This is a genomic window from Cellvibrio mixtus subsp. mixtus J3-8 (assembly GCF_000766945.1).
Lineage (GTDB): Bacteria > Pseudomonadota > Gammaproteobacteria > Pseudomonadales > Cellvibrionaceae > Cellvibrio > Cellvibrio mixtus_A.
Window position 1 is genome coordinate 9,465 of sequence record NZ_KN266212.1, and the last position, 23,309, is coordinate 32,773.

General features: G+C 46.3%; 22 protein-coding genes. 11 read left to right on the top strand and 11 right to left on the bottom strand.

What is annotated here, in order from left to right; all coding sequences use genetic code 11:
• A partial coding sequence (locus A596_RS17340) for a flagellar brake protein (protein WP_039917186.1) occupies positions 1–661 on the top strand: 661 nt, incomplete at its 5' end.
• 81 nt (positions 662–742) lie between these two features.
• Here the strand turns inward: A596_RS17340 and A596_RS17345 are convergent.
• Positions 743–1,627 carry a hypothetical protein gene (locus A596_RS17345; protein WP_039917188.1) on the bottom strand — a complete coding sequence of 295 codons (885 nt, stop codon included), beginning with the start codon at positions 1,625–1,627 and terminating at the stop codon, positions 743–745.
• 1,038 nt (positions 1,628–2,665) lie between these two features.
• On the opposite strand from A596_RS17345, the gene A596_RS17350 reads away from it, so the two are divergent.
• On the top strand, positions 2,666–3,088 hold the full coding sequence (locus A596_RS17350) for an ExbD/TolR family protein (RefSeq protein WP_039917518.1): 423 nt from the start codon (positions 2,666–2,668) through the stop codon (positions 3,086–3,088).
• A 141-nt stretch (positions 3,089–3,229) separates the two neighbouring features.
• Here the strand turns inward: A596_RS17350 and A596_RS17355 are convergent, their stop codons facing one another.
• From A596_RS17355 to A596_RS17390, 8 genes are all read right to left on the bottom strand, one after another.
• Positions 3,230–3,754 carry an aminoacyl-tRNA deacylase gene (locus A596_RS17355; protein WP_039917190.1) on the bottom strand — a complete coding sequence of 175 codons (525 nt, stop codon included), beginning with the start codon at positions 3,752–3,754 and terminating at the stop codon, positions 3,230–3,232.
• A 331-nt stretch (positions 3,755–4,085) separates the two neighbouring features.
• Positions 4,086–5,369, bottom strand: coding sequence for an aspartate aminotransferase type Ic (locus A596_RS17360; RefSeq protein WP_039917192.1), 1,284 nt, complete (start codon positions 5,367–5,369; stop codon positions 4,086–4,088).
• A gap of 163 nt (positions 5,370–5,532) precedes the next feature.
• Positions 5,533–7,503: a M48 family metallopeptidase gene (locus tag A596_RS17365; RefSeq protein WP_039917193.1), complete on the bottom strand. Its 1,971-nt coding sequence runs from the start codon at positions 7,501–7,503 to the stop codon at positions 5,533–5,535.
• Positions 7,504–7,624: 121 nt separating this feature from the next.
• Positions 7,625–8,221 carry a LemA family protein gene (locus A596_RS17370; RefSeq protein ID WP_200882967.1) on the bottom strand — a complete coding sequence of 199 codons (597 nt, stop codon included), beginning with the start codon at positions 8,219–8,221 and terminating at the stop codon, positions 7,625–7,627.
• Positions 8,222–8,392: 171 nt separating this feature from the next.
• Positions 8,393–8,986, bottom strand: coding sequence for a BON domain-containing protein (locus tag A596_RS17375; protein WP_039917198.1), 594 nt, complete (start codon positions 8,984–8,986; stop codon positions 8,393–8,395).
• On the bottom strand, positions 8,986–9,570 hold the full coding sequence (locus A596_RS17380) for an SIS domain-containing protein (protein WP_039917200.1): 585 nt from the start codon (positions 9,568–9,570) through the stop codon (positions 8,986–8,988). Before A596_RS17380 ends, A596_RS17375 begins: the two co-directional genes overlap by 1 nt.
• A gap of 86 nt (positions 9,571–9,656) precedes the next feature.
• A complete protein-coding gene (locus A596_RS17385; RefSeq protein WP_052417636.1) occupies positions 9,657–10,067 on the bottom strand; it encodes a YraN family protein in 411 nt (136 codons plus the stop codon).
• A 57-nt stretch (positions 10,068–10,124) separates the two neighbouring features.
• Positions 10,125–12,014, bottom strand: a complete 1,890-nt coding sequence (locus tag A596_RS17390; protein WP_235425769.1) for a penicillin-binding protein activator — start codon at positions 12,012–12,014, stop codon at positions 10,125–10,127.
• Between the two features lie 85 nt (positions 12,015–12,099).
• On the opposite strand from A596_RS17390, the gene rsmI reads away from it, so the two are divergent.
• Positions 12,100–12,954: a 16S rRNA (cytidine(1402)-2'-O)-methyltransferase gene (rsmI, locus tag A596_RS17395; RefSeq protein ID WP_039917202.1), complete on the top strand. Its 855-nt coding sequence runs from the start codon at positions 12,100–12,102 to the stop codon at positions 12,952–12,954.
• Positions 12,955–13,140: 186 nt separating this feature from the next.
• Complete coding sequence (locus A596_RS17400; protein ID WP_039917203.1) at positions 13,141–13,737, top strand: PEP-CTERM sorting domain-containing protein; 597 nt, start codon at positions 13,141–13,143, stop codon at positions 13,735–13,737.
• A gap of 86 nt (positions 13,738–13,823) precedes the next feature.
• On the opposite strand, the gene A596_RS17405 is transcribed toward A596_RS17400, so the two are convergent.
• Both A596_RS17405 and A596_RS17410 read right to left on the bottom strand, forming a co-directional pair.
• Complete coding sequence (locus A596_RS17405) at positions 13,824–15,560, bottom strand: cellulose binding domain-containing protein (protein ID WP_039917206.1); 1,737 nt, start codon at positions 15,558–15,560, stop codon at positions 13,824–13,826.
• 332 nt (positions 15,561–15,892) lie between these two features.
• The gene (locus A596_RS17410; protein WP_039917207.1) at positions 15,893–17,041 is read right to left on the bottom strand and encodes a helix-turn-helix domain-containing protein; all 1,149 of its coding nucleotides are present in this window, start codon (positions 17,039–17,041) and stop codon (positions 15,893–15,895) included.
• Between the two features lie 633 nt (positions 17,042–17,674).
• Between A596_RS17410 and A596_RS17415 the strand changes: the two genes are divergently transcribed.
• The 7 genes from A596_RS17415 to A596_RS22275 form a co-directional block, all read left to right on the top strand.
• Positions 17,675–18,061, top strand: a complete 387-nt coding sequence (locus A596_RS17415; RefSeq protein ID WP_039917208.1) for a VOC family protein — start codon at positions 17,675–17,677, stop codon at positions 18,059–18,061.
• A gap of 83 nt (positions 18,062–18,144) precedes the next feature.
• Positions 18,145–18,567, top strand: a complete 423-nt coding sequence (locus tag A596_RS17420) for a GFA family protein (protein WP_039917209.1) — start codon at positions 18,145–18,147, stop codon at positions 18,565–18,567.
• A 372-nt stretch (positions 18,568–18,939) separates the two neighbouring features.
• Positions 18,940–20,892 carry a hybrid sensor histidine kinase/response regulator gene (locus A596_RS22270; RefSeq protein ID WP_052417637.1) on the top strand — a complete coding sequence of 651 codons (1,953 nt, stop codon included), beginning with the start codon at positions 18,940–18,942 and terminating at the stop codon, positions 20,890–20,892.
• A gap of 137 nt (positions 20,893–21,029) precedes the next feature.
• The gene (locus A596_RS17430; protein ID WP_039917210.1) at positions 21,030–21,422 is read left to right on the top strand and encodes a hypothetical protein; all 393 of its coding nucleotides are present in this window, start codon (positions 21,030–21,032) and stop codon (positions 21,420–21,422) included.
• Complete coding sequence (locus tag A596_RS17435) at positions 21,422–21,676, top strand: DUF5985 family protein (protein ID WP_039917211.1); 255 nt, start codon at positions 21,422–21,424, stop codon at positions 21,674–21,676. The genes A596_RS17430 and A596_RS17435 overlap by 1 nt, the downstream gene beginning before the upstream one ends.
• A gap of 5 nt (positions 21,677–21,681) precedes the next feature.
• Positions 21,682–21,957, top strand: a complete 276-nt coding sequence (locus A596_RS17440; protein WP_039917212.1) for a DUF5985 family protein — start codon at positions 21,682–21,684, stop codon at positions 21,955–21,957.
• A gap of 73 nt (positions 21,958–22,030) precedes the next feature.
• The coding region (locus A596_RS22275; RefSeq protein ID WP_152600228.1) for a HAMP domain-containing protein at positions 22,031–23,309 on the top strand (1,279 nt) is incomplete at its 3' end.

Genomic DNA, 23,309 nt, shown 5'->3' on the forward strand with positions numbered 1-23,309 from the left:
ATTCGAAGAATTAAAACTTGCTTACGGTTATCCATTACAGCTGCAAACTAATAATCTTGCGGGACAACCTGAGCGTTTTTCTTGCCGGCTTATTGGTTGCTTGCCAGGGCGCAGCCTTTTATTGTCCGTACCCAAACAAGGTGGGAAGCTTGTTAAATTCAGGGCTGGCCAAAAAATCGTCGTTCGTCTGATGATAGATAATGGGATTGGAATTTTTGCTGGTGTGTTAGAAAGCTTAACCCTTGATCCTTATCCGATACTCCATTTGAGTTATCCGGAATCAGTTACCTTCAAAGGAATTCGCAGCGCAACGCGTGTCGTTGTTAATGAAAAAGTAATCGTAACTAATACGAGTTTGGAGTTTCCTATAGCTATAGAAGGCGTTATTTCAGATATCAGTATCTCTGGCGCGCGCGTTGAATTGAGCGATGAGATTGCTGAAATTGGTGATGTATTGGAACTTAAAGCTCAAGTGGATATTCGTGAATTGAAGCGTGAGTTGATTTTAACTGGTGTAGTCAGGTCTCGGGTAGAACCGACTGATCATCAATTGGACGGAATACTGGTGAGTTATGGTTTGGAATTTAACCTGCAAGGAGAAGAGCAGCGCTTGTTAATGTACGCTTATGTGTTCAATCAAATGGCGCTTCAGGAGCATTGAACGGATTAATTGATAATGTTTGTTGTGAATAATAAAAAAGGCACCTGAAGGTGCCTTTTTTATTGCGAATTAAATCGCTAATTAAGCAGCAGCTGGTGCAGCCGCCTTTGGCTTACGACCACGTTTTGCTGGTGCAGCACCCGCTGGTTTCTTGGCTACTGCTTTTTTAGCAGCTGGAACTTTCTTCGCCGCAGGTGCTTTTTTAGCAGCTGGAGCCTTTTTAGCTGCAGGCGCTTTTTTAGCAGCTGGAGCTTTCTTCGCTGCAGGTGCTTTTTTAGCGGCTGGTTTTTTAGCTGCTGACTTCGCTTTCGCAGCTGTCTTTTTGGCAGCTGCTTTAGCTTTTACCGCGGCTTTCTTCGCAGCAGCTTTCGCTTTGGCAGCAGCTTTTCTGTCAGCAACTTTTTTCTTCAGTGCAGCTTTTTTGGCTGCTGCTTTGGTTTTGGCTGCTTGCTTTTTGGCTGCTGCTTTCGCTTTAGCAGCAGCTTTCTTGGCAGCTACTTTCGCCTTGGCAGCAGCTTTTTTCTCTGCAGCTTTGGTTTTTACCGCAGCTTTCTTGGCAGAAGCCTTCAGGCGTTTTGCAACTGCACCTTCAGCTTTAGCAACTGCTTTGTCGTGTGCAGCGGCCAATTTAGCAGCAGCTTTAGCAGCAGCAGCTTCTTTTTTAGCGGCAGCAACAGCAGCTTTAGCAGCAGCAGCATCTTTCTTGGCAGCAGCAACAGCAGCTTTAGCAGCTGCAACAACTTTAGCTGAACCAGGAGTTTTCTTTTTAGCAGCAGCAGCCAACTTGCTTTGGGCAGCTTTCAGAGCTGCAGCAGTTTTAGCAGCGTCTTTTGTCAAACCAGCAACAGCTTTACCGGCATCAGCTGCCTGAGCTGCGCGAGCTTTTGTCAATTGCGCTTTCAGTTGAGCTAATTGCTGTTCCAAACTTGCAACAGTATTAACAGCGGTTTGTTTACGTGCAGCCATGGTGTGCTTCCTTTATAGTTTTCGAAAGGTCGATAAATGGTTTAAAAAGTCCAACATGTATAAGTTAAAACTTTATTAAAAAAATTCAAGTTTTTTGCGCTAAATAGTTAAGAAAAACGCATTTTTTTGACAATTTTTAGTAAAAAAATGTGTTTTTCGGATTTTAAAGTAAAGTTTTTCTGTTGAAGCATCTGTATCCAAGTCTTGATTCAGCATGATCATAGATTCAAATTTGTATGTTTATAAATGCAAATTAGCTCTTCAAATTTTGTTTTTTTAGTTTTTATCTTCGTTAACGACATCTACTCCAGACGTAAATTAATAGTATTTGACCCTTCAATTTTTCCCTTTTCGATGTTCGTAAATAGTTTTTTTATCGCGATTAAAAACTTTTTAAGGGGCATTGGGGGAGTGGGTGGATGGCTGCGAAAGGATTATCGAAGGTAGTGATTTAAGTTTTTAACGCACGTTGATTTACTCTCACGATCTTGTTTTGTGATGTTGTTATCCAATCCATCAGCGCAATTAATCCACCTTATCATCACCCCAACGGTACTACTACACGCAAAACATTGTGCGCTTTGGGCTCGATACATGCGTTGCGTTAATGATTTTTTTGCCAATATCCAGTCGTGTTGATGTTGAAACATGTTTGTGCAGTGTGTTGATGCGTAATAATACCTGCTAACTAGCACTTTGATTCAGGTTGGATTCAATGGAAGGTATTTGTAGCCGTTATTTTTGTTATGTGCTTATGCCAATAGTCATTAAGCCTAAAACCAGCCGAAGGATAATTACTTTTAGCGGGATAATTACTTTTAATTGTCCCAATGTATGACTGCTCTGATCGCGATTTGTTACCTCGGTAACTATTGGTAGATAACTTAATTATTGCTGGATGAATATTGCTTTTATCATTACCGGTCTGGTTATGGCGTTAATCTCAATCATTTGTTTTTTCCTCGGGCCAAAAGACTGTGAAAACCGTTAAAATGAATTTTCTTTCAGCATGGCTTGATGAAACTGGGGAGTTCCAAGGTGAGTCGTAGAAGAAAAAGGCAAGCTAGCGATGATGCTAATGAGATTGACCTGACGCCGATGCTTGATGTGGTCTTTATCATGTTGATTTTCTTTATCGTGACCGCCTCGTTTGTAAAGGAGAGTGGATTTAACCCTAATGTACCGGAAAAGAATGATTATTCTGCTCCTGCAGATGCAGAGCCTAATATCCTGGTGCGGATATCGGCAGATGATCAGATATGGGTAATGGAAAAAGAAGGTGAGCGCCGTGTCGATCTGCGTACGGTGCGTTCGAACATTGAACGCTTGCGCGCTGAATTACCGCTGGCAACGGTAATTATCCAGGCAAGTGGACGTGCAAGTACCGGAACCTATGTTGCAGTGGCTGATGCAGCTCGTGCAGCTAACGCACCGAACGTAGTTTTAGTTCCTGTTGATTAGCCCGGGATTAAAACCTTCGTCGTTATGTATTTACTAGTGGCGATCAATCGGTTGTTGCCAGGTGTTAAATCGGTCGTGCTAAATTAAAAAAGCCGCCAGGGGAGAAACCTGGCGGCTTTTTTAATCCCGATATTTGAGAGGCTAAAGCTCGTACTCCTGGCGTACATATTTTTTGGGCAGTTTGCTGTGACGCGCGCGTTCAGCACTAAAGTGATCGTGTAGCTTGTCTTGCATCAATTGAATAAAGTCCGGTTGCTTCAGGCGGATCAAATGGCGATGATCACCTGCTTCAATATAAATCTCCTCTACACCTAATAGCTCTTCATCCCAAATCACATCCACTCCATATGCTTCGCCCAAGGCAGGTATTGCTCCTTCGGCACAATCTTTAAATATTTCGGTAAGCTCTTCCTCTTCTACCAACTCCATGTGGCGATCAAAAATCTGGTTCAGGGTATGGCGTAATATTTTGTTGCGTGTGGGGAGTACACACAGGGTGTAATGAAAATCCTCATCACGTAAGAGTACGCCTTTGGCCAGGCAATGATCGTCAATCTTGGCGACACGTGCTGTATTGTATGAACCCTCGCAATATTCATGTTCCAGCAGCGTGAACTCGATCTGTTTTGCTTTTAAATATTTTTCTACAGTTGCAGCAACACCCATACAAAATCTCCTGTGGCATAAGCGCAGAGAAAAGGGGTAAACAGTCTTTAGTGAGTTAAACAATCTTTATGGGCAAATAGTTGAGTAATGAATCATTGGTTAACTAATAAATCGTTAATCGGGTAAAGAGTAAAAGGTTAATGGGATGGGTTAATAACGCGTACTCATATGACGCGCTAATTTGAGTATAGAAAGAAAAAAAATAACAGACCAAGTCTTTTGGAATTAATCTGAATCTATTAGATCAGTTGGTTTCTGGATTATTGATCTGCAAAAACAAAAAAGCCGCTGGGTAGCGGCTTTTTTGTGGGCGAGGCGTAAATACTGGTATTTAGCTGACGCTGGCCAGTTGTTGTTTCACTGATGCCAATTTCACACAAATTACAAATACTTCCATTGCTCCGACAACTTCCGGCACTGTAGGTACTGACGGTGCGATACGGATATTGCGATCTTCCGGATCTTTACCGTAGGGATAGGTCGCACCGGCTGGAGTCAGTTTTACACCGGCTTCGGCCGCAAGGCGTACGGTTTCTTTTGCACAGCCTTTACGCGTGTCAAATGAAACAAAGTAACCCCCGACAGGCTTTTCCCAAGTACCCAGATCTGTACCGTCAAATGCTTTGCTCAGACCGGTCAGCACTGCTTCAAAGCGCGGGTTCAACAATTCGGCGTGCTTGTTCATATGGGCCAACAATGCTTCTTTGCTCGGCAGGAAGCGGCTGTGACGGATTTGGTTTACCTTGTCCGGCCCAATAGTGCAGCTGTTCAAAAACTTCTTGAAGCCGGCCAGGTTAGCAGCGCTGGCAGCTACGAAAGCTACACCGGAACCGGCATGGGTGATTTTTGAGGTAGAGGCAAATTGCACTACAGAATCTTCAGTGCCATTGCGCCGGGTTGCGTCCAGGATACTGGCTAGCTGCGGTGCGTTTGGAACCAGGTCATGGACCGAGTAAGCGTTATCCCAGAATACCCGGAAGTTGGCGCTGGCGACCTGACCAAGTTTGGCGATGCGCTCAACGGTTTCATCGCTGTATACCACACCGGTCGGGTTGGAATACTTGGGCACACACCACATACCTTTGATGGATTTATCGGCTTTCAGCAATGACTCAACTACATCCATATCCGGACCGGTTGAGGTCATGGGAACGTTGATCATTTTGATGCCGAGTTGCTCGCATACAGTGTAGTGGCGGTCATAGCCGGGAACCGGGCACAGGAATTTAACTTCACCTTCGTTTTTCCAGGCGCTGGCAGCGTCTTTCAATCCGAACTGGTAAGCGGCAAGCATTACCTGGAACATCAGGGTCAGGCTGGAGTTTCCACCCACCAGCACATTAGCTGGCTCTACGCCCATAATGTGTGCGCCCAATTGTTTGGCCTCGGGCAAACCATCCAGACCACCATAGTTACGGGTATCAGTGCCGTCGGCGGCAATGTAATTACCCTTCAGCAAACCGTCCATCGCATCGGACAGGTTCAACTGTTCGGCAGAAGGTTTGCCACGGGTTAAATCCAGGTTCAGTTTTTTAGCGAGAATAGCCTGATATTGTTCAGTGAGTTGGCTTTCCCATTCGCGCAGTTGCGCAACAGATGCGTTGTCCAGTTGCAAGGTGATTACCTCATTTGGTTGGCGGGATGCTTTAGGTTTGCGGAGTTCTTTCTGTAACGAATCAAGTGCGGCGCATTATACCTGTTAGTGCACCGCTTGTTGTAGATGATCCAACACCAGAAATGGGAATGCTTTGCGTTAACTCAATAATTTTTTATGATTTTCAGCCGGCCGTCAGGACCAGCGGCGGAACGGGACAATCCAGGCTGTCGGCTATTGCGCGAAAGAGTTCCGCTTCGGCAATCGTTACGCGATTGTCCTGTAGCACACATTGGCTCATTGCCTTTAACAGTTGTGGTTTCTGCAGCGGCTTTACGCGATTGAGTTGATCCAATGCTTTATCCAGATCAACCAGGCGGGTTTTGTCTTTTGGCAATAATTCAATGGTGAAGCCCAGCTCTGCCTGTGCGCGCGCGAAAGCATTTTGTGCCGCACCCGGATTAGTTGCGCCGGCATGAGCGAGTGTCGATAACAAAATCCCGCATTCATCGGGTAATTGTTGCAGGTTGCGGTTGTGATCAAACGATGGCACTTGATAATTGTTGTGCAGCACGATGCGATGAAGTGCCCACTCCATCAAACTGATTTTCTTATCGGCACTAATCAGCACATTCATGCACTCCAGAAATCCATTATGTTGATCGGGGGATAATTGTTTTAACGCGGGCAAGCAAAGCTCGATGAGCGGCAAGCGCAATCCTGCATGTTGTGATGAAGCTGTCGAAATAAGTGGGCGCAATTGTTGAAATTCATTTTCAGGCAAATGTTCACTGAGTAACGCCAATTGGTGTTGCGCAGTTTGTGCATGGCGATCCAGCAATAAACCAAAAATGATCGCACGTGCACTAAAACTTTCACGCGCAGCAATTTTCAATGGTTCGGGAATTTCCGCAAGCCGTGCACGCGCATAACCAATTTGTCCCTGGGTTGGTTGGGCGATTTGTGTCAGGGTTTGTTCGATATCAATGCTGGTTTGTGTTGCGGTTTCATTGACTGCTTTGGTTACTACGTTGCCATCAAATGCGGAAACTACCTCTAGCAATTCTTCTTTAATCGCCGCGTCTGTCTCATTGGCTTCAGAAGTCTTCCTTCTTATATATACACTTTCTGAAAATTCACCATTCCAGCTTGGCTGAATTCGTTTGATGCGTTCCTCCAAGGGGGGATGTGTGGCCATCAAATTGAAAAAGGATTTTACCCCTTGGCCAAAATACATATGGCTGAATTCGGCAGCATGTTCATTTTTTAATTCGGAGCCATAACTACTGCCGCCGATTTTTTTCAAGGCGCCAGCAATACCTTCCGGGTTGCGCGTGAATTGCACCGCAGAAGCATCGGCCAGGAATTCGCGCTGGCGGCTCACTGCCGATTTGATTAAATTGCCAAAAAATATTCCGGTATAGCCAATCACCAGTAACCCCACACCTAAAGCGAGTAGGGCTGCCGGTGAATTATCCTTGCTGTTTGATCGGCTCACACTGCGATTACCGGAAATACGAATCAGAAACTCACCAATTAAACCAATCACCAGAATTCCATACAGCAGCGATATCAAACGCATATTGATACGCATATCGCCATGGAACACATGGCTGAATTCGTGGGCGATAACACCCTGTAATTCATCGCGCGATAAACTTTGGATGCAGCCGCGTGTAATTCCAATCACTGCATCCTGGAGGTGATAACCTGCGGCAAACGCATTAATACTTTCCTCTTCGATTAAATACACCGGCGGTACTGCGGTGCCGGAAGCAATTGCCATTTCCTCAACGACGTTCAGAATTTTGCGCTCATCCGCATCTTGCGTATTGCCGGCTAACAACCGTCCGCCCATTGCTTCGGCGACGGATTTACCACCGCCGCGCAATTGCACAAAGCGAAACAAGCTGCCGAGTAGCACTACGATACTTACGCCTGATGCGATCCACAAAAATGTTACTGGGTTTATGGAATGAATAATTCCCTGCCAGACGGTTTGTGTTGTTTCGTTGCGATCTTCCTGGCCGAAGTAGGCCAGCGTTGCAAATAACAATGTGGTAATTGCCACCAGGGAAAACACTGCTGCTATTAATAGAAAGATCAAATAGCGTGTGTTGCGTCGAGCCCGGTCCTGGTGTTCAAAGAAATTCATAAGCGCAACCTGCGATAGGAATGAGTGATTGCTATATATAAAGAAGGAAGACTTTCAAGTCAGTGCGAGAATGTAAAAGTCTTCCTTCTATATATAGAAGGAAGACTTTGTCTGAGCGGCGTTAAAATTGCACTTTCGGTGCGGCTTGTATTTCTGCGCTATCGGCAAATACCAACAAGGTCGCATCTTCGCGATGGCCAAAACTGCCTGCAAGAACCACGGGCGGAAAACTTTGTTTGTAAGTGTTGTACTCGGTGACCGCATCGTTAAATGCCTGACGTGCGAAAGCGACTTTATTTTCGGTGCTGGTTAATTCTTCCGATACCTGCATCATATTTTGCGATGCTTTTAAATCCGGATATGCCTCCATCACCACATTCAAGCGGCCCATGGCATTGGTTAATAAATTTTCGGCGCCTGCCAACTGTGTCATCGCTGCCGCACTGCCGGGGTTTGCCGCTGCTGCTTGCAAACCGTTGATTGCCTGGTTACGTGCGCTGATTACCGCTTCCAATGTTTCGCGCTCGTGTTTGATATACCCTTTTGCAGTTTCTACCAGGTTGGGAATAAGGTCATAGCGGCGTTTTAATTGCACTTCAATTTGGGAAAATGCATTTTGGTAACGGTTTTTAAGTGCGACCAATTTGTTGTAAATCCCGATAACGTAGAACACCAACAGGGCAATTATCACCAGGGTAACAATGGTAGAAATCATGATGTTTTTCCTTTGCGTATCAAAAAAATGACGATTGGCTATTTAATGATGGCCCAATCGCCGCTGCGCAAGATACTAACAGGATGAAATGAGATTACCAGTGGTAATCCGGTAGGCGGGATTGCCGTTTGGATAAACGCAAACGAATAACGATGAATGGATAATGGCAATTCATTAATCCAGATATTCAAACACCTTGACCACCTGTTGCACGCCATCGCTGGTGCGCGCAACTTCAGCGATACGATCTGCTTCATTACGGGAAACCAAACCCATCAAAAAAACGGTTTGGGCCTCGGTAATAATATGAACCCGGCGGCTTTGGATACTGCTTGCAACTAGCCGCGATTTAATTTTGGTGGTAATCCATGCATCCAGGCTTTGCGAACCAAAACGCGCTTGCGGGCCAACTTGCAATTCATTATGTACCTGGCGCACCGAGTTAATCGCACCGACGGTATTGCCCGCAATCTGGCGCAAATGTTCGGTGGGTACCTGGCCGGTCAATAATACAAAACCATTAAAACTATCAATATTTACGCGCGCATCTTCAAAGGCGGGGTCAGCTTTCAACAGGTTAACGCGTGCATAGGTTTCCAGCCGGTCATCATTCAATTTTGTGCCCAGTGAACGTTTATTATTATTGATTTGAACCGGTTCACTGGTGGTTGCGTGTATGACTCGCGCACAACCGCCCAAATAGCTGACCATAAAAGCGCACAGGCTGAGTGTCAGTATCAAACGGAAACAGGCGCGAATTTTCAGCATTAAAAACCTCCAAACAACTGTTGATCGATCAAATCACACAGGCAAAACACACTGAGCAAATGCACTTCATGGATGCGCGGTTTGGCAAATAATGGCACCCGCAGTTCAATATCACCATGCATTAATAATGCGGCAACATCGCCGCCATCGCCAGCTGTGAGCGCAATCACTTGCATTTCTTTATCGTGGGCGGCACTAATTGCTTGCAACAAATTGCTGGCTTTACCGGTGCTGGTGAGCAGTAACAAAATATCGCCCGGTTGCCCGAGGGCGCGAATTTGTTTTGCATAGATATCGTTAAAACTGGTATCGCTGCCGATTGCGGTTTGGGTAGTGAAATCAGAGCCGAGGTTAAACGAAGGTAAACTGGGGCGCTCCTGCTCAAAGCGATTAATCAGGCTGGCGGTAAAAATTTGCGCTTGCGCTGCCGATATGCCATTGCCGCAAGTGAGGACTTTTTTCTCGTTAAGCAAGGCATGCACAATAAATTCACTGGCATTGGCAATGAGCGGGGCCAATTGTTCGCCCGCATGCATCTTGGCTTCAATACTCTCGTGAAAAAGGGTGATAACACGTTGGTCCATAATTACTCACTAAGGTTCTTCGCTTCGGTAAAGCTATTCATCAGTAACATTATTTGCTGAATGATCAAAAGGTAAATGCAGATCCATCAGGTGCAAAAGGCATTTTTAATCCACTGGACTGGCGGTGCCGTACCGGTTTGGTCTAATGCTATCACATCGAAGCGACAGGCGATTTTGTCGTAAAGTTTTTGCTCTTGCAAAAAACGCATGGCGGTTTTGATGATTTTTTGTTGCTTGCGGTAATCGACGGTTTCCAATGCTGGTGCAAAACGCTTGTTCGTCCGCAAACGCACTTCCACAAAGACCAATACATTTCCGCGTGGCTGCTGTTCCAACATGATCAAATCGATCTCGCCCAACTTGCAGCGATAGTTGCGCGCGCGGGTAATGAGCCCTTGCTGCTGTAAATATTGCTCGGCGTAAAGTTCGGCAGTTGCGCCGATCACCACACTGGTGTCGGCGCTTGGGGGTGTAACATCCTTGTTGCTGCGGTTCATCGTAATTCCTTTTAACTGTGTATGTTAGTGATGGACGAAGGTGCTGGTTGAAAACAGCTATTGCACATCGGTTTCGTTAATAACGACGGGCAAGGGCACGGCATCACCGTTGCGGAATCTTACCCAGATTTGTTCGCGTTCAATGCGTCCATCACCCAGCATATGCAATGCACCGGTTGCGCCAAAAATTCGCATTTGTGGCACTTGTTCCAATTGTGGCAAGCGTGCATACAAACGGAATGCGTCAGCACCTAATGCATGCAAGCGTCCATAGACTGCAGCGGATTTGGTGTACTGCGCTACCGCTTGTTTTTCGGGACTGGAAGTATCAAACAACCAGGGCATGGTATTAAAACGAATGCCATTTAAATCGCGATCTGCTTTCGGGTTTGGCTCGCCGGAATACACCTGGCTGGTGGAGTACACCGGAATTTTTCCTGCATAATGAAATGCAAATGTCGGTTTGATCTGGCGTGCTTGCGCTGGATCCGCGATTAAAAAAATCATATCCACATCGCTGCGGCTGCGCGGTAAAGATTCCAGTTTAGTGCCGAGCAATTCCTGCAGTTCGCGCGCGCGGACCTGGCTTTGTTCAATCAACATTGCATCTTTTACCAGGTTCGAATAATTGCCTCCCGCCGTAAATTGGCTGCGATTTACCACTGTGCCGCCGAGCTTTTCCCATTCATTCACAAAAGCACGTGCACTGCGTTCGCTCCATTCTTGCGCGGGAATAATAACCATTGCCTGGCGATGCCCTTCCACAAATGCCTGCCGCGCAACTTGTCGCGCTTCATCTTCTACTGCCAAACCAAATTGATAAAAACCTTTCAACGGTTCCGCCGGTGGCGCATCGGGATAATTGAGTGATAGCACCGGCACTTGTAGCGTCGGCATCAAACTCAGTTCGGTAACTTTTTCTTTATCGATAGGGCCAATTACCAAATCCGCACCATCAGCAACGGCTTGCTGGTAAGCGGCAAGTGCATCGACACTGCTATCGTATTGGCGCACTTCCGGGGTTTTACGGCCGTTACTTAATGCCTGGTAATAGGCTGCAAAAAAACCATCGCGCACCGCTTCGCCCACTTCGGCGAGTTTGCCTTGCATTGGCAACAGCAGTGCAATTTGTTGCGGTTGTTTGTCGATCAGGCTTTGCAGTAAGCGCAAGTCGTTTGGCAAATTGTCATGGGCGGGATGTTGCGGCCATTGCCCCAACCAGGCTTGCAATTGTTCGCGCTGTTGCTCCAGATCAATCTGGTTATTTTTGCCGATAGTCGCGAGGCTATACCAACCGCGCGCGGCTTCACCCATTTCATTGAGGGCGAGTTGTTGTAGCTCCGCAAATGGAATCGCCATCAAGTCTTGCCAAAGTGCTTCCTGATTTTCCAATTGCTGTTTTTTGTTATTGATCAACGCCGATAATTGCATGCGTTCGTTAACACTCAGCCGGGTTTCTCCCAATAATGCAAACACACGTGCACGTTTTTCGCGCAGCGCGATTTCGGTGGCCGGTTCCATTGCCTGCCATTGTTGTTCCAGGCGTGGCTTGGTTAGAATGCCGTGCGCCAAAAAATTGGAGCCCTCTTGCAGTGCGAGGGTACTGAGCAAGTCGGTGTACTTGATGTAATCCTGGTCGGGCAAGGCATCCGGGTTCATCTCGCTAATCAAATCGCGCGCGCGGCTGAATTTGTTATCTTCGATATACGCTTGCGCAGCCTGCAACACCAGGCTTTCGCGCTCGGGTGATTGGCGCTGGCGCGCCATTTCCAATAACTGGCCGGGGCTAACCGATGATTTGGTTTGGGTTTTTGCCGGCGGTGCTTTGCGCTGTTCGGGCTGGGGCGGGTTGCTGCTGCAACTGCTCAGGGTTAGTACCAGCACTGAAGCCAGCATGCCGGTCATGGTTGTGTGTAAAACATTGCGCGCAAAAAGCCTGATCGGCATGAAAACCTCGGTGAAAAACCAGCGATAATTGTAAATTCATTTGAGTCAGGGCCTTCTGCCCCGGCTCCCTTTTCCGGAAAGCGGTATGTCAACAACAGCCTCAAACCAGGGCATTTTATATGTCGTGGCCACACCCATCGGCAATTTGGACGATATGGTACCGCGAGCGGTGGAAACTCTACAAACAGTAGCCTTGATTGCCGCTGAAGATACGCGACACAGTTCCCGCCTCTTGTCCCATTTCGGTATCAAAACACCCTGTATCGCCTACCACGACCACAGCGATGACTCGCGTGTAGACCAATTAATCGCCAAAATGCATGGCGGCGATTCCATCGCCTTGATTTCCGATGCGGGCACGCCACTGGTTTCCGATCCTGGTTATCGCCTGGTCCGTAGTGCCCGCCAGGCTGGAATACAGGTAGTGCCGATTCCCGGTGCTTGCGCCATGATTGCTGCGCTCAGTGCAGCCGGTTTACCCTCAGACCGTTTTGCCTTTGAAGGTTTCTTGCCCGCCAAACAAGTTGCCCGCTGCACACAATTGCAATCACTTGCCGTCGATTCTCGCACGTTAATTTTCTATGAGGCGCCACACCGCATCCTTGAAACCTTGCAAGATATGGCGCACGTTTTTGGCCCTGATCGCGAAGTGGTCATCGCGCGTGAAATTACCAAAACCTTTGAAACGATCAAGGGCGATAAAGTCAGTGCGTTGGTCGATTGGGTGGCCGCTGATTCCAACCAGCAACGCGGCGAAATTGTCCTCCTCGTGCACGGTGCGCCCAAACAGGAAAACGAAGCGATTACCCCCGAGCAAATTCATATTATGAAAGTATTGCTGGAAGAGTTGCCGGTCAAACAAGCAGCGAGTATCGGCGCGAAATTGACAGGTTTGAAAAAGAATTTTTTGTATGATTGGGCGTTGCAGCAAAGTAATTAATTAACGCAAAACTGATGAAGTGCAGAGGGATTTTTTAAATTAAAAAATTTGGGATATATGGCGCAGGAGCTGCCAGCAAGTAACCATCAGAATAAAAAGCACCCTGCAAATTGCTAATGGTTGTTTTTAAATCTATTTGCGACTCAGGCAATATTCGGCTTCCAGTAAATGATTTAAGGATTAACTATGAAAATTTTCAAAATTGTCGCCCTACTATTGCTAGGGATGGCGCTGCCTGCTACTGCGACTCCAATAATATTAAATGTTGGTGACACCTATTCTTACCAATTCAATGATTTGCCCGGCACAGGAACATTTTATGGCTATCCGGCATCGCGCCAGGGTTGGCTTTTCTGGAGCGCGAAAGCACTCAGTCCGGGTTCGGTGCTTCAGGTCAAAATGTTTGAGAATTCAATAGACGAAGATCCACTGCATTCATACATATGGTCGAGCGATGACAATTTAGGCGGTGGTTTTACACTCCGTGAACCTCAATTCAAGAATGTTTGGCAAGATTTGCAAGGCGCGTTTTCTATGACCGTGCTTGCTGGTTCAGCGGCTATTGAGACTATCAGTATTAGTGTCCTCACTCCTGACTTTGACGGCAGCGAAAAGGGGCGCACCTATGGTTTAAGGCTCTCCATGGTGCCAGAGCCGGCGTCCTGGATTCTTTTTTTGATCATTGCTACCGCTTTTTTGATGCATCGGTGGTTGAACGAAGTGAACTTCAAACAAGGTTCTAATGCCCCTAAAGGAATGCTTAACGGTATTGCAAGTGATTAGCTTATATTTATTGAACGATAATATTTTGGTAAAAATTAGCGGCCGAACCAGCCGCTAATTTTTTAATCCTTCACGATAATGTTGATCTACTGGCAAACCCCTCCGGTCACCACAGGAACCACCGCTGTTCCGGCAGGCTTATTTCCCTGAAAACCAAACTCTACTGTTTGCCCCGGTTGAATGCTTGCATTCCAGGTATCGTTGTTAGCGGTATATGGATTGTTGCCACCCAGCTTTGCATTCCAGATGCTGGTTACTTTCTTGGTGTCAGGATATTGCCAATTTACAGACCAGCCATTCAATGTTTGCGCGGTATTATTTTTAATACGGATCGCACCGGTAAAACCATTTGACCATTGGCTGTTAATCACATACGTGCAACTGGCTTTAGGTGCGACAGATGAAGAGGAACTGGTGCTGCTAAAAGAACTGCGGGAGCTTATCGAACTACTACTGGATGAGCCTATGCAATTATCCGAATAGGAATGATACAACCTGGTACTTTTGCTGGTGGAAAGCCCTGTTGAATCGGTGGCGGTTACTGTAACTGTGTAGAAGGTAACTTGCTTCATCGGAAAGCGGATATTGGGGCCGGTGAATTGCTGGGTATGATTTCCATCGGATACCTCCCACGCAAATGTTAATGGGCCACCCTCCGGATCAACGCTATCTTCTGCAAAAGCAACGCCATCGACAGAGGCGCAACTATTGTAAACCACATTGGAAAGCAGAATGACGACCGGTGCATTGGGATTGAAGGATGAACTGCTGGAGCTGCTGCTTGATACGGTACTGGAACTGCTCGATGAATTGAAAAAGTGTGTTGCTGTTTTCGCAGTGGCTTTAATACCGTTCACGTCATTAAATGCGAGCTTGCCCCACTCGGTTAAATTTAATGGGTCCCAATTGCTCACCAGATTTAACGCAACATTTTTGTTGCCGCTCCAATTAAATGCAAAATAACCTGCGCCATATTGCTGTGCATATTGCATAGCTGATGCTGCCGGTAACGGGGTGATTACAGCAGGGAGTGGGCCGGGGTGGCGCGGGTGATAATAAGCTTCAGGCGCAAATCCGCCGATGACCAAGGGCGCACCGATGAGCGAAAAACTTGCCAGGTAATCGCGAATTTGTGCAGGTGTTTTATAGGCGTCAAACATTTCTACCGAGTAGATTAAATTTTTACCGCGATTGTTTTGCTTATTGTTCGCAGCAAATGTTTGCATCGCTTTATCGGAATCTTGCCCCCAGTTACTGCCGTCGACGATAAACAGAAAATCCTTTGGACCGAATTCCCTGATGAGTGATTCATATCCTTCCATATAGCTGATGTATTGTTCTTTGGGCATGGCACCAAATGCCTGGTTGCCAAAACCTAAAATTACATAATCCTGCTGGCCTTCAATCGCTTCGCGTATACCGAAATCGGTCCAGAATGCAATGGTTGTCCCCGGGCTGGGGATTTGGGCGGATTGCGGCCAACCCGCAACATTATTGGGTTCAAGCACACAAACTACTTTGTTGTCTTTACAGGCTTTAATAATGCCCGGTAATTTTGTGCCGATGGTAAATGGATAATAGTAAGTTGCATTCAGTTCTATCTGCACGGCATTCGCGCCGGCGTCTGCGGCATCTTTGATGGCCTGCGCGGTTTTATCCGGCGCTACTTCAAAGTCGATGGTTACACCGCGAAAAATAAACGGTTGACCATTAGGGTCGAGCAATACGCCGTTTTCTATTGTCCATTTTGCCGCGGCAAATGGCGCTACGCAAAGCAGGCTAATCATTAGCGCCAAATGTTTAAAAACAGGATATTTACGCATAACATTTTCCTTTTAACTCAGGGTTATTGGTTAATTGAATTCCAGAGCTGTTATTTATTGTTATTGGAAAACCTGTGGGCGATTCATGGATAAATCCTCACGTCATTTTTATAAATGTTTGCGTTATTTGCGGTTGGATAAACGCAACAGCTCACTGGTCTGCGCAGTGTTGTAATGCTCCGCTCCATTATTGCTAACGCTATTCGGGCGAAGACTTCAGTGTGTAAAAATTGGTGTGGGCGGCATTATTATGCTGTCGAGGTTTGATGTGTATCCTCGCCGGACAGAATTCGTATCCGTGTACAGAAAGTACAAGTGTTCGTGCAGATAAGTCAGGTAAGCGCGTTCGAATTTACGCAAGGTTCGAGTTTTTTATAGCTGGAAGGAGAGCATCCGTACTCTTTTTTGAAGGTGCGATTGAAGTGTGAGAGGTTACCAAAACCGACAGCATAGGCTGCTTCAGCGACACCCATTTGCTTTTCAGTTAATAGCCGCGCCGCTTCCATTAGCCGCAGTCGATTTAAGTAACTGGCAAACGTCAGGCCGGTTTCCTCTTTCAGGAACTGGTTGATTTTGGTTCGGTTTATACCCAGCGCTATGGCGGTTATTTCCAGTGTTAATTTTGGATTGATATATTCGCTTGCCAGATAATCGAGCAAGCTGTTTTTCTCGCGATGGTATTTGGATTCCTGTGCTACCGGTTGATAAATGAAATTGGCCTGATGATGTGGGTGTTTGCCCTTATTCTTTACAAAAAGTAGTGTGAGCCATACGGTGAATGCTACCCACGCCATTATTCCGATGGCTAATGCAGAATAAATCGGCGCTGGTGTGTGCCCCTCCAGTGTGGCGCTCGCGATGGTAATATCGGAGTGAATATTCCGGGCGCTCTGGAATGAATTGATAATGGCAAAGGATCGCACCCTGCTCATATGGTGTGACTGGCTTGCAACACCTAATTGGTATTTCTCAAGCCACCAAATCGGTGTAGCTAATCCAGCAAAGTCGATGTGAACCTGATTTCCTGTTTCGGTGCAATTAAAAAAAGATTGTGCAGGCCGAAAACTTTCTATGTCAGGCAAGAGGCTGATGCCCGGCTCCTGTGTATAGAGGGAAAAAACCAGGGTATTTGCTGGCTGGCATTTTATGTTTAACACCATAGTTGAATAGCGAGACCAGTCCATTAGCGGCGCGCCGAACTTGTCATCGTCCAGTGTTACACCGAGTGCGGCGTAGGGGTAAGTCGCCTCCGCAGGTAATAGAAAATCGACAGACAACGCGTTAGCGCTTTCGCGCAAATCTATCGCCGCCGCCGGGCCCTGGTTGGCTCCTCCATTAACGGTAGCGCGCCAGGGGAAATGGCTTTTTGCAGCGGGCAGCAGATCGTGGCGAAGTGTTGAAAAACGGGCTGTTCCCCAGGCGCCGATCAGGCTCAACAGCAGTAATAGTACAAACGGGATGATGATTTTTTGAGGTAGCATCTTTTCCTTATCCCCAAGGTGTAATGTTTGAATTTTCAATGTGCAAAATGCAATTTTACTTTCATAAAATCACCGCGAATGAATATTAAAACCTGCTGGATTACCTGTGGATTGAATGCAAGTTAAAACGTATTCAAATGATGTTGATGTCCAGTTTTATTATTGTTAAAGGCGATCATCGCGCAGTTTAATAATTGCTACATACAGTGGAATAAAATTAATCGGGAAGTAATTTATAGCTATGTGTAATTATAGTTGCGCATAATTTATCACTATGCGGGCTCGAAATTACTTGATTATCTATTGGTTGTTTTGTGCGGCAGCCTTTTATTTTTATGGTTTTCAATCGCAGCCGAGACTAACGGAACCCGGACGAAGACTCAAGCGCTGCTTTATAAATCTGGAACCGGCGCAATAAATATTTATTGTTTGTGATTTATCTTATTAGATGCCAGCTAATTATAATCGGCCTGTTCTTATCGCTGGCTTTTAAACAGTAAAGAGAACACCGGCAAGTAACGTTTTTAATGAATGCATTAATCAGCGGTGTGCTATTTAAGGAACTTCACACTGCATTTGTTATCATCTTTTTCAGGCACAACGCACATTGGTTTCTAATTGAAAGGAGGTCCTATGAGTAATTCGTATAAACCGGCAAACTACAATTCTGTATCGCCCTATCTGGTGGTTGACGGTGCTAACGGCACCATTGAGTTCCTTAAAAAAGTGTTTGGCGCCGATGAATTGCGCCGCTATTCCAGCACTGATGGCAGGGTTATGCATGCTGAGGTTCGCATTGATGACACTGTTGTGATGATTGCCGATGGGGGTGATGGTTGGCCGTCCATTGCGGCGCATGTGCACATCTATGTCAAGGATGTTGATGCGACCTATAAACTCGCGCTGGAATCCGGTGCAATTTCGATACAAGAGCCGGTAAAAAAAGAAGATGAAGATAAGCGCGGTGGTATAAAAGATGCTGGCGGCACTACCTGGTGGATTGGTACTAAAGTTGAATAACTGCGCGCGGCTGTAATCTATGTAGCAATTATCCGTGTGACTGTCATCCACATAACTATAAAAGAAATATTAAAGGGGCCTTTATGGATTCTACAATCAAACTCAACGGCAGCTGCTTGTGCGGTGCTGTTCGCTTTAGCGCACAACCAAAAAACAACCATGTTGATGCCTGTCATTGTGTGATGTGCAGGAAATGGGGTGGCGGTCCTTTTTTTTCAGCGGGATGTGGCGATGCTGTCAATTTTGACGGCGTTGAAAATATAACCGTATTTAATTCTTCCTCATGGGCTGAGCGCGGTTTTTGCCAGAAATGCGGTACCCATTTATTTTACCGTTTAAAGCGCGAGGAGCATTACGCGATACCTGTTGGATTGTTCGATCGCAGTAATGAATGGGTGTTGACCGAGCAAATATTTATTGAGCAAAAACCCGCATTCTATTCTCTTGGTGAAGACACCAAAAAACTGACTGGTGCCGAGGTATTCGCCCAGTATTCTAAAAAGTAACTGTGCATCTTAATCAACTGGCAGAGCAGGCATTGAGAAAAATATTGCCACAACGGAATACGTCTTTCACATATATAGGCCGCCTTCATTTTCTCAATAATCCATGTTCTATCAACTCCCGATTTTTTACTGTACCCAATGAGTTTTGTTGGATAGGAATTCTGTTAATGTGATGTGCAGGAATTATCCATGCGTCCTTGTCGTTTAAATTATCTTTTGTGCATTATTTCTGATGCATGGTAGTGAGAGATATCATTTTGCAATGCTTCTGCTGCGCAGGATTCACATAATTAATTATCTGACACCTGAAGTATTGACAGACCTTTGTTCTGTGGACCATCTTTACTGACTTTTAATAACGCCGGACACCCAATGAAAACAAAAAACTCTGTCAATATTCTGTTGGTGGATGATGAACGGGCAAATCTACTGGCGTTTAGCTCCATCCTTGAGAATCCGGGCGTAAATTTAATCTATGCAATGTCGGGTGAAGAAGCCTTGAGGCAGGCGTTGCTCAACGATTTTGCGGTGATCCTGCTGGACTTTTATTTACCAACCATTGGCGGTTTGGAGGTCGCCCAAATCCTGCGCACGCGTTCACAAACCCCTATCATCTTTATTACCGCATCGCGGCCAGAAGATTTTCCTATCGAAGAGGCTTATTCACTGGGGGCGGTGGATTACCTTACCAAGCCGTACAACCCGATTGTGCTGAAATCAAAAGTTGAATTTTTTATTGAACTGCACAAGCGTACAGAGGCATTGGCAGCGAGTGAACGAGCGCGTTATTTATCCGAGCTTAATATTAAAGAAGGACGCATACGATTAATTTTACAAAACGCAAAAGGTTATGCATTTATTGTGACTGATCTCGACGGCGTTATTACCGAGTGGGAAGGCGATGCATCCGCTGTTACCGGTTGGCCGTCCGAAGATGCGCTTGGTAAATCAATTAGCTTGATTTACACCGAAGAAGATCGCTTTGCCGGCTATCCACAAAGCGAATTCAATGCAGCGCGCTTGAATGGTGTTGCGAGCGATAAACGCTGGCATATACGTAAAGATGGCAGCCGTTTTTATGCCGATGGAGTATTGGTTCCATTAAAAGATACCGCGAACCAAATCCACGGGTTTAGCAAAATTTTTCGCGATATCACCAGTGAACAACTTGCTGCGGATGAGCTGCGACGGCTCGCTGATAACCTGGCCGAGGCGGATCGCCGCAAAAGTGAATTCCTTGCAACCCTGGCCCATGAATTAAGAAATCCGCTTGCGCCTATTCGCAATGGATTAGGGATTTTACGGGTGGGCGGTGACAGCGCTGCATCATTGGCAAAAACACGTGAGATGATGGAACGCCAGGTAAATCATATGGTGCATCTGGTGGATGACTTGCTGGATATTTCACGTATTAGCGGCGGCAAAATAGATTTGAAAAAAGAATCCATCACTATTAAAGAATTAATTACCCGTGCGGTCGAAACCAGTATTCCCCTCATTGAGAGCGGCCAGCATAAATTATGTATTGATATTCAGGATGACTCGCTATCGCTGTATGTCGATCCCAACCGCATCGCACAAGTAATTTCCAATTTGTTAAATAATGCTGCGAAATATACCCCGGCAGGTGGGCACATTGATGTTCATGTGGCGGTTGAGGGCAGCGAATTTACACTGTCTGTTGAAGATAATGGCATTGGTATTCCCCCTGATGCGCTGCCCACCATTTTTGAAATGTTCAACCAGGTGGAACGCAACATGGGTTATGCGCAGGGCGGACTCGGGTTGGGTTTAACACTGGTGCGTCAAATCGTTGAGATGCATGGCGGCCGGGTTGATGTTTCAAGTTCTGAAAATAGGGGTAGCAGATTTATTGTGAAGCTTCCTATTGTCCATTGTGATGAAGGTTGTGCAGCGGACACATTTTCTTCTCGCCACAACACCAATGCAAAATTGTTACGCATTATGGTTGTCGATGACAATGTTGATGCGGCGCAAAGCTTATCACTGTTGCTCCAGCTTGTTGGCCATACATTGTTTGTTGCGCACGACGGACAGGCCGCAATAAAAATAGCACAAGAATACAAGCCCCATATTGCTTTTCTTGATATCGGCATGCCGGGCATGGATGGTTATGAAACGGCAGCGGAAATTCGCAAAATTGATGGGCTTGAAGGCATGGTATTAGTCGCGTTAACGGGCTGGGGCGCGGAAGAGGATAAAAGCCGTTCCCGTGAAGCGGGATTTAACAACCACCTGATTAAGCCCGCGCAGCTGGACGCAATCGAATCCCTGCTTGCTACACTTGAGCCATCGTTCCAATGAAAATATCCACCTCAAAATAGCCGCCACCGGTATTGGCAAATGACGATTGATGTGGCTAAAAATGTAGAGCAGTTTCAAAATTTAATAAATATAACCATAAAAACAAATGACCATAAAACAGTAAGAAACTTGAAAGTATGAGCTCATCAAATTTATCAAATGAGTTGCGTCGCTTTATCAATTCGATTGCATCCATTCCGCACCTGGAAATCATGCTGTTATTGCAGCAAACTCCCGGCCAGGTATGGAGCGTAAAGACGATAGCACAGCGCATTTATGTGGGGCAGGCACAAGCGGCGGGAATGTTGAAGGATCTTGCCGACGCGGGGATTTGCCAGCCTGTTCCAAATGCTGTTGGCGACTACATCTATGCACCGGCCTTTGTGGAATTGGGGCAATTAATTGATCAACTGGCAGAGTACTATCCGCGTAATTTGATCAAGGTAACGAATATGATTCATGCGAAATCGGCATCCGGGCAGCGCGTGCAAATGTTTGCGGATGCGTTCAAATTTCATAAGGATAAATAATGGCACCAATTATCTACACGTTATGCGCATTGACATCAGGTATTTGTGCAATTTTGCTATTGCGCAGTTATTTTGATAGCCGGTATCGCTTGTTGTTATGGGCCGGGGTATGTTTTGCGGGGTTGACGGTTAATAACGTTTTAATGGTTACTGATAAGATTTTCTTCGCACAGGAAAATATGCTGACGTTACGTTTGGTAGTCACCTTGGCGGCGCTCGGTTTATTGTTGTATGGCTTAATCTTTGATGAGTAAAAACAATGAGTGAAATGTTTATTGGCGCAATTGCCACTTGTTGCATTGTTATTGGTTTATTTTTCCTGCGTTTTTGGAAAAGCACACACGATGTTTTTTTTCTTTTTTTTGCCTTGTCTTTTTTTCTGGAGGGGGCAAATCGAGTATCGCTGGTGTTATTTCCCAGCTTGCATGAAGCTTCGCCCAGTTATTATGTCATTCGCGTGATTTCATACAGTTTTATCATCGTTGCCATTCTTGCCAAAAATAAACGGCGAAAAGCCAAAAAGCCGGAATCATAAACCGCAAATATACGCAGGCAATAACCACTCATTATTCATCCGTTGATAAACATGTAAATCGTAGGAGAAAGCCATGGATACTGTTGTGCAGTTGGACGAGCAACTCAATGTGAAAGCTCTGCTGCATGTTCTGATGGCGCTGAAGAAAGGCGACTTTTCGGCACGCATGCCCGCTGATTTAACCGGCATGCCCGGCAAGATCGCCGATACGCTCAATGAAATTATTGAATCCAATGAATTATTGGCAAAAGGCATTGCGGATGTGAGTCGCGATGTGGGCCGTGAAGGGCGATTATCGCAACGCGCTGCGATTCCTTCGGTGACGGGTGGATGGGCGACGATTGTTAACTCGGTGAATACGCTGATCGACGATTTGGTGCGCCCGACAACGGAAATGGCGCGCGTGATTGGTGCGGTAGCAAAAGGTGATTTATCGCAAACCATGGCACTCGATGTTGATGGTCGCGCATTAAAAGGACAATTCCTGCGTTCAGCAACAACCGCGAATACGATGGTGGAACAATTATCGTCGTTCGCATCAGAAGTAACACGTGTTGCGCGGGAGGTGGGTACAGAAGGGAAATTGGGCGGCCAGGCAAATGTGCCCGGTGTCGCGGGAACCTGGAAAGATTTGACCGATTCGGTGAACTCCATGGCTGGTAATCTCACCTCGCAAGTGCGCAATATTGCCGATGTAACTACGGCGGTAGCGAACGGTGACCTCTCCAAAAAAATTACTGTGGACGTGCGCGGTGAAATCCTCCAGTTAAAAGACACCATCAATACCATGGTGGATCAACTGCGTTCATTCGCATCGGAAGTAACGCGTGTAGCGCGGGAAGTGGGAACGGAAGGAAAACTCGGCGGGCAAGCATACGTACCCGGTGTGGGAGGAACCTGGAAAGATCTCACCGACAACGTTAATTTCATGGCGTCCAACCTGACCGACCAGGTCCGCAATATTGCCGATGTAACCACGGCGGTAGCAAACGGCGATCTCTCCAAAAAAATCACCGTGGATGTAAAGGGTGAAATCCTGCAATTAAAAGACACCATCAACGTGATGGTGGATCAACTTTCATCATTTGCATCGGAAGTAACGCGCGTAGCGCGGGAAGTAGGTACAGAAGGAAAACTGGGTGGCCAGGCACAAGTAAAAGATGTTGCAGGAACCTGGAAAGATTTAACCGACTCGGTAAATTCCATGGCCGGTAACCTCACCTCGCAAGTGCGCAATATTGCTGACGTAACTACGGCCGTGGCGAATGGCGATCTCTCCAAAAAAATCACCGTGGATGTAAAAGGCGAAATCCTCGAATTAAAAAATACCATCAACGTGATGGTGGACCAGC

Excerpts from the sequence above, each read along its gene's own strand:
- A596_RS17345 (WP_039917188.1), bottom strand. The coding sequence starts at position 1,627 with ATGGCTGCACGTAAACAAACCGCTGTTAATACTGTTGCAAGTTTGGAA.
- A596_RS17355 (WP_039917190.1), bottom strand. The coding sequence starts at position 3,754 with ATGGGTGTTGCTGCAACTGTAGAAAAATATTTAAAAGCAAAACAGATC.
- A596_RS17365 (WP_039917193.1), bottom strand. The coding sequence starts at position 7,503 with ATGAATTTCTTTGAACACCAGGACCGGGCTCGACGCAACACACGCTAT.
- A596_RS17375 (WP_039917198.1), bottom strand. The coding sequence starts at position 8,986 with ATGCTGAAAATTCGCGCCTGTTTCCGTTTGATACTGACACTCAGCCTG.
- A596_RS17380 (WP_039917200.1), bottom strand. The coding sequence starts at position 9,570 with ATGGACCAACGTGTTATCACCCTTTTTCACGAGAGTATTGAAGCCAAG.
- A596_RS17385 (WP_052417636.1), bottom strand. The coding sequence starts at position 10,067 with ATGAACCGCAGCAACAAGGATGTTACACCCCCAAGCGCCGACACCAGT.
- A596_RS17390 (WP_235425769.1), bottom strand. The coding sequence starts at position 12,014 with ATGCCGATCAGGCTTTTTGCGCGCAATGTTTTACACACAACCATGACC.
- rsmI (WP_039917202.1), top strand. The coding sequence starts at position 12,100 with ATGTCAACAACAGCCTCAAACCAGGGCATTTTATATGTCGTGGCCACA.
- A596_RS17400 (WP_039917203.1), top strand. The coding sequence starts at position 13,141 with ATGAAAATTTTCAAAATTGTCGCCCTACTATTGCTAGGGATGGCGCTG.
- A596_RS17405 (WP_039917206.1), bottom strand. The coding sequence starts at position 15,560 with ATGCGTAAATATCCTGTTTTTAAACATTTGGCGCTAATGATTAGCCTG.
- A596_RS17410 (WP_039917207.1), bottom strand. The coding sequence starts at position 17,041 with ATGCTACCTCAAAAAATCATCATCCCGTTTGTACTATTACTGCTGTTG.
- A596_RS17415 (WP_039917208.1), top strand. The coding sequence starts at position 17,675 with ATGAGTAATTCGTATAAACCGGCAAACTACAATTCTGTATCGCCCTAT.
- A596_RS17420 (WP_039917209.1), top strand. The coding sequence starts at position 18,145 with ATGGATTCTACAATCAAACTCAACGGCAGCTGCTTGTGCGGTGCTGTT.
- A596_RS22270 (WP_052417637.1), top strand. The coding sequence starts at position 18,940 with ATGAAAACAAAAAACTCTGTCAATATTCTGTTGGTGGATGATGAACGG.
- A596_RS17430 (WP_039917210.1), top strand. The coding sequence starts at position 21,030 with ATGAGCTCATCAAATTTATCAAATGAGTTGCGTCGCTTTATCAATTCG.
- A596_RS17435 (WP_039917211.1), top strand. The coding sequence starts at position 21,422 with ATGGCACCAATTATCTACACGTTATGCGCATTGACATCAGGTATTTGT.
- A596_RS17440 (WP_039917212.1), top strand. The coding sequence starts at position 21,682 with ATGAGTGAAATGTTTATTGGCGCAATTGCCACTTGTTGCATTGTTATT.